This is a genomic window from Gaiella sp. (assembly GCF_039915195.1).
Lineage (GTDB): Bacteria > Actinomycetota > Thermoleophilia > Gaiellales > Gaiellaceae > Gaiella.
On sequence record NZ_JBDSNT010000045.1, the window covers coordinates 1 to 5630 of the forward strand.

The window sequence follows — 5630 nt, forward strand, 5'->3', positions numbered from 1 at the left end:
ATGTCGTCCTCGTCGACCTCTTCCTTCACCATCGGCTCGGTCGCGCTGACCGCTTCGCCGCGCACGGCGAGCTCCTGCTCGAGCGCGGGCAGGAGGCCGTAGCGGATTTCTGCGACCCGTTGGAGATCGCCGTGCCGCTCGGCCCGCTCGGCTTCCATGCGCAGATCGTCGATCTCTCGCGTGATCTCCTTGACGCGATCGAGGATGTCCTTCTCTCCCGCCCAGCGCGCCGCAAGCTCGTCACGGCGTGTCTTCGCCTCGGCGAGCTCGCGCTCCACGGGCTCTCGCGCCGCAGGCGCCTCCTTCGCCATCGCAGTCAGCTCGATCTCGAGCTGGGTAACGCGACGCTCTGCTTCGTCGAGCTCGACCGGCGAACTGTCGATCTCCATGCGGAGCCGCGAGGCAGCTTCGTCGACGAGATCGATCGCCTTGTCGGGTAGGAAGCGATCGGTGATGTAGCGCTCGGACAGGACGGCAGCCGCGTTGAGCGCGGCGTCGCGGATGCGGACGCCGTGGTGGGCCTCGTAGCGTTCCTTCAACCCGCGCAGGATCGCAATCGTCTCGGCCACGGAGGGCTCGCCCACGAGCACGGGCTGGAAGCGCCGCTCGAGCGCCGGGTCCTTCTCGATGTGCTTTCGGTACTCGTCGAGCGTCGTCGCCCCGACGGCGCGTAGCTCGCCTCGCGCGAGCATCGGCTTGAGGAGGTTGCCTGCGGAGACGGCACCCTCGGCAGCGCCGGCACCGACGATCGTGTGGAGCTCGTCGATAAAGAGGACGATCGCTCCCTCGGCGGCCGTGATCTCGGCCAGGACGGCCTTCAGCCGCTCCTCGAACTCGCCGCGGTATTTCGCGCCTGCGATCAGCGCTCCGACGTCGAGCGCCCAGACCCGCTTGCCCTTCAGGCCCTCAGGCACGTCGCCCGCGACGATCCGCTGGGCAAGCCCCTCGGCGATGGCCGTCTTGCCGACGCCAGGCTCGCCGATCAGAACGGGGTTGTTCTTCGTCCGCCTCGAGAGCACCTGGATCGTGCGACGGATCTCCTCGTCGCGCCCGATCACGGGATCCAGCTTGCCCGCCTCGGCCGCGGCGGTGAGGTCGCGACCGAACTTCGTCAGCGCATCGTAGGTTCCCTCGGGATCCTGGGTCGTCACCCGCTGCCCCCCGCGCACCTCCTTGAGCGCGCCGAGCAACGCGTCACGCGGGACGAACTCGAGGGCGAGAACCAGGTGCTCGACGGAGACGAAGTCGTCATCGAGCTTCCGCGCCTCCTCGAGGGCGTCGTCGAGCGCCTTGCGGAATGACGCACCGGCCTGCGGCTGTGCGTTCGAGCCGGAGACCGCGGGCAGCGCGCGAATCCGCGTCTCGGTCTCGACCAGGATCGAGCCGGGCTGGGCGCCGGCGCGCTGCACGAGGGTGCGCGGCAGCTCCTGCTCGAGGAGCGCGACGGCCAGATGATCCCTGGTCAGCTCGGGGTTCCCTGCCTGCCGCGCGATCTCCTGCGCGCGGGCGACGGCCTCTCCGGACTTGATTGTCAGCTTGTTGAAATCCATGATCTCTCCTCGGCGTGCGGGCGAGGCTGCGCCTCTCCCCTACGGGTTCCTTGCGGGTGGTTGTGGTCGGTAGAGAACAACCTCGCGCCGGTACTGGCGGTGGGTCTCGTGAATCTCGGTTCGCAGCTGCGACTCGAGCTGCTCCATGCGCGCCCTGACGCGGCGAAGTTCGTCTTCGAGCCGGAGGACGTGCTCGACACCCGCCAGGTTGAGACCGAGCTTTGTCGTCAGTTGCTGGATGAGCTGCAGGCGCCGAACGTCCTCGTCCGAGTACAGCCTCGTCCCACCGGGCGTTCGGCCGGGGTTGACAAGTCCCTTCGCCTCGTAGGCGCGCAGCGTTTGCGGATGCATCCCCGCGAGCTCGGCCGCGACCGAGATCATGTAGCGGGGCCGAGCGCTCATTCGTTGAACGCCCTGTCTCGGGGCCGCTCGCGCAGCACCCTGTCGTAGCCTTCGAGCGCCTCCTTCTCGGCCTTCGTCAGCTTCTGCGGAACGGTGACCCGGATCCGCGCGAGGAGATCGCCCTTGCCGCCGCCCTTCAACTTCGGGGCGCCGCGGCCCTTGACCCGGAGAAGCTTCCCGCTCTCCGTCCCGGACGGGACCTTCAGATTCACAGGCCCCTCGGGCGTGGGGATCTCGACCGTGGCACCAAGCGTCGCTTCGGGATAGGTGATCGGCACCTCGAGGATGAGATCGGCATCGCGGCGCTCGTAGAGCGTCGACGGAACGACGGACACGACGACGAAGAGGTCGCCGGCCGGGCCGCCGTTCGCGCCCGGCTCCCCCTTGCCCTTCAAGCGCACCTTCGTTCCGTCCTTCGCGCCCGCGGGGATCTTGACGGCGTAGCGCTTCGTGACGCGCTCGCGGCCGGCGCCTCGACAGGTCGTACAGGGCTTCTCGACGATGACACCGTTGCCGCGGCAGCGCGGGCAGGGCTGCGAAAGGGCGAAGAGGCCGTGCGAGTCGGACACAGTGCCCGAGCCGTTGCACTGGGGACATGTGACAGGCGATGTGCCGGGCTCGGCGCCGGTGCCGTGACAGGTGCGACATGCAGCGTCGACCTCGACGGGCACCCTGACCTGGGCGCCGGCAAGTGCGTCCTCGAATGGAAGCCGCACGCGCGACTCGAGGTCGGCGCCGCGCTCCGGTTGCGGCCGCCCTCTCCGTCCGCCGCCTCCGCGACCGAAGATGCCACCGAACTGCCCGAGCAGGTCGGAGAGGTCGACGTTCTCGTAGGAGAACCCACCTGGCCCCGGACCGCCTCCGCCTCTCGGGCCGGCCGAGCCGAACGTGTCGTACTGCTTGCGCTTCTCGACGTCGGAGAGGATGTCGTACGCCCCCTGGATCTCCTTGAATCGCTCCTCGGCGGCGGCGTCGCCCTGATTCGCGTCGGGGTGGTTCTCGCGAGCGAGCTTGCGGTACGCCTTCTTGATCTCGTCATCGCCGGCCGTCTTCGCGACGCCGAGCACCTCGTACGGGCTGCGGGCCACGACGCGCTACTCCGCCACGATCACGCGGGCGGGGCGAAGTACGGCATCACCGAGCCGGTATCCCCGCTGGACGACCTGCACGATGGAGCCGCTCTCGACGCCCTCCACGGGCTGGGCGAGTAGCGCCTCGTGGACGTGCGGGTCGAACGCGCCGTCGGCCTCGATCTCGACGAGCCCCTCCGAGGCAAGTGCTGCCGCGAGCGCCGACTTCGTCATCTCAACGCCCTCGATCACCTTCGCCTCCTCGTGGTCGGCCGCAGCTGCGAGCGCCCGCTCGAGGTCGTCGAGCACGGGCAGGAGCTTCGCGACGAGCCGTTCGGCACCGCGGGCGGCGAACTCCTGCTGCTGTCGCAGCGCGCGCTTGCGGTAGTTGTCGAAGTCCGCCTGCGTCCGCTGCCAGCCCGCGAGGTACTCGTCGCGCTTCGCCTCGGCCTCCGCCAGTGGGTCGAGCGCAGGCGCGGCCTCCTCGGCCGCGCCTGCCCCCGCATCGGCGTCCTCGGCCGAGGCTTCAGCCTCGTCCCAGGGCTCCTGGATCTCGATGTGGAGCTCGTCGCTCACGCCTTCGCCGCAGTCTCGTCGTCCGCAGTCTCGTCGTCCGCAGTCTCGTCATCGGCGGTCCCGTCGTCCTCGATCACCTCGAAGTCGGCGTCCTCGACGATCTCCTCGTCGGCGGCCGACGACGCGTCAGCATCGCCGGCACCGGGAGCCGACGCCGCCTGAGCGTCCGCGTAGAGCGCCTGCGCGAGCGGCTGGGCGGCCTCGTTGAGCGCCTCCGTCTTCTCGCGGATCGTCCCGAGGTCGCCGCTCTCGAGCACCTGCTTCAGCTCCATGATCCGACCTTCCAGGGTTGCTGCGTCGGCCGCCTCGAGCTTGTCGCGATGCTCCTCGAGCGACTTCTCTGTCTGGTAGGTGAGCGTCTCCGCCATGTTCTTCGCATCGGCGAGCTCGCGCAGCGTGTGAGCCTCCTCGGCGTGCGCCTCGGCGTCCTTCACCATCTGCTGCACCTCCTCCTCCGAGAGTCCCGAGCCGCCCTCGATCTTGATCTGCTGCTCGTTGCCCGTACCGGTGTCCTTGGCTGCAACGTGGATGATCCCGTTCGCATCGATGTCGAAGGAGACCTCGATCTGCGGCATCCCGCGCATCGCGGAGGCGATCCCGACGAGCTGGAACTTGCCGAGAGTCTTGTTGAAGCCCGCCATCTCCGACTCGCCCTGGAGCACGTGGATCTCGACCGAGGGCTGGTTGTCCTCAGCTGTCGTGAAGGTCTCGGACTTGCGGGTCGGGATGGTCGTGTTGCGCTCGATGAGCTTCGTCATCACGCCACCCTTGGTCTCGATTCCGAGCGAGAGCGGTGTGACGTCGAGCAGGAGCACGTCCTTGACCTCGCCCTTCAGGACCCCGCCCTGGATCGCAGCACCGATCGCCACCACCTCATCGGGGTTGACGCCCTTGTGGGGCTCCTTGCCGAGCAACTCGGTCACGCGCTCCTGCACCGCCGGCATGCGGGTCATGCCGCCGACGAGGACGACGTGGTCAATGCCGGAGGCGTCGATCCCCGCGTCCACGAGGGCCTGCTTCGTGGGGCCGACCGTCCGAGCGACGAGGGCGCTCGTCAGCTCGGTCAGCTTCGCCCGCGTCAGGGTCAGGTCGAGATGCTTCGGGCCCTCGGCGGTAGCAGTGACGAACGGCAGGTTGATCTGCGTCGTCATCGTGGAGCTGAGCTCGATCTTTGCCTTCTCGGCGGCCTCGTAGAGCCGCTGCAGCGCCATCTTGTCGGCGGCGAGATCGATGCCCTGATCCTTCTTGAACTCGGCTGTCATCCAGTCGACGATCACCTTGTCGAAGTTGTCGCCGCCGAGGTGGTTGTCACCGTTCGTCGACTTGACCTCGAAGACGCCGTCGCCGAGCTCGAGCACCGAGACGTCGAACGTGCCGCCGCCGAGGTCGAAGACGAGAATCGTCTGATCGGCGCCTTCCTTGTCGAGCCCGTACGCGAGCGCGGCGGCGGTGGGCTCGTTGATGATGCGGACGATGTTGAGGCCGGCGATCTTGCCGGCGTCCTTCGTCGCCTCGCGCTGCGCGTTGTTGAAATACGCGGGCACCGTGACGACGACGTCCGTGATCGGCTCGCCGAGGAACGCCTCGGCGTCGGTCTTCAGCTTCTGCAGGATCATCGCGCTGATCTCCGGCGGGGCCGACTGCTTGCCGTCTGCGACGACACGCGCGTCACCGTTCTCGCCCTCGACGACCTCGTAGGGGACGATCGTCATCTCGTCCGAGACCTCGTCCCACTTGCGCCCCATGAAGCGCTTGATCGAGGAGATCGTGTTCTGCGGGTTCGTGACCTGCTGTCGCCGTGCGGGCGTGCCGACGAGCCGCTGGCCGTCCTTTGCGAATGCGACAACGGACGGCGTCGTGCGGCCGCCTTCGGCGTTCGGGATCACGGTCGGCTCACCGCCCTCGAGGACGGCCATGCAGCTGTTCGTCGTGCCGAGATCGATACCGATTGTCTTTGCCATGCGAATCCTCCGTATCTGAGTGTTAGTGACTTAGATAAATCTAAGCCTGACTGTATCAGATACCGGGGTGA

At 67.9% G+C, this 5630-nt stretch carries 5 protein-coding genes; all 5 read right to left on the bottom strand.

Annotated features, from left to right (window positions below):
- Positions 1 to 1553, bottom strand: a 1553-nt coding sequence (locus ABIR74_RS04370) for a Clp protease N-terminal domain-containing protein (protein WP_348175403.1), incomplete at its 3' end; no start/stop codon positions are given.
- Positions 1554 to 1589: 36 nt separating this feature from the next.
- Positions 1590 to 1952 carry a helix-turn-helix transcriptional regulator gene (locus ABIR74_RS04375; protein WP_348175399.1) on the bottom strand — a complete coding sequence of 121 codons (363 nt, stop codon included), beginning with the start codon at positions 1950 to 1952 and terminating at the stop codon, positions 1590 to 1592.
- A complete protein-coding gene (gene dnaJ / locus ABIR74_RS04380) occupies positions 1949 to 3040 on the bottom strand; it encodes a molecular chaperone DnaJ (RefSeq protein ID WP_348175400.1) in 1092 nt (363 codons plus the stop codon). The genes ABIR74_RS04375 and dnaJ overlap by 4 nt, the downstream gene beginning before the upstream one ends.
- A 6-nt stretch (positions 3041 to 3046) precedes the next feature.
- Positions 3047 to 3598 carry a nucleotide exchange factor GrpE gene (locus ABIR74_RS04385; protein WP_348175401.1) on the bottom strand — a complete coding sequence of 184 codons (552 nt, stop codon included), beginning with the start codon at positions 3596 to 3598 and terminating at the stop codon, positions 3047 to 3049.
- Entirely contained in the window at positions 3595 to 5559 is a 1965-nt protein-coding gene (gene dnaK, locus ABIR74_RS04390; protein ID WP_348175402.1) for a molecular chaperone DnaK, read from the bottom strand. Before dnaK ends, ABIR74_RS04385 begins: the two co-directional genes overlap by 4 nt.
- Positions 5560 to 5630 lie beyond the last annotated feature (71 nt).